The sequence below is a fragment of the Rhodanobacter sp. B04 genome (genome assembly GCF_002001125.1).
In the GTDB taxonomy this organism is placed as follows: Bacteria; Pseudomonadota; Gammaproteobacteria; order Xanthomonadales; family Rhodanobacteraceae; genus Rhodanobacter.
Genome location: NZ_MUNV01000003.1, coordinates 1 through 302, shown reverse-complemented (window position 1 = coordinate 302; position 302 = coordinate 1). Strand labels below are relative to the sequence as shown.

The following is a 302-nucleotide window of genomic DNA, read 5'->3' as shown; positions in this document are numbered from 1 at the left end:
CCTGGGTAGCGGCAGCATTGGCGGCAACCTGCAGGCGACCAGCAACAACGGTGCGGTCAGCGAGAGCGGCGCACTGGCGGTGAGCGGCACGAGCAACATCAATGCGGGGACGGGCGCGATCACGCTGACCAATGCCGGGAACAACTTCACGGGAGCGGTGAGCCTGACCGGTGGCACGACGCAGATCACGGATGCGGGTGCATTGACGCTGGGCACGTTGAGCACGGGCGCGCTGACGGCGATCAGCACGGGAGCGCTGAACCTGGGTAGCGGCAGCATTGGCGGCAACCTGCAGGCGACCA

General features: G+C 67.2%; 1 protein-coding gene. It reads left to right on the top strand.

The features are described 5' to 3' along the window. Positions 1–302 (top strand): hypothetical protein (locus B0E46_RS17585; RefSeq protein ID WP_168171100.1); only part of this gene is annotated, 302 nt, incomplete at both ends.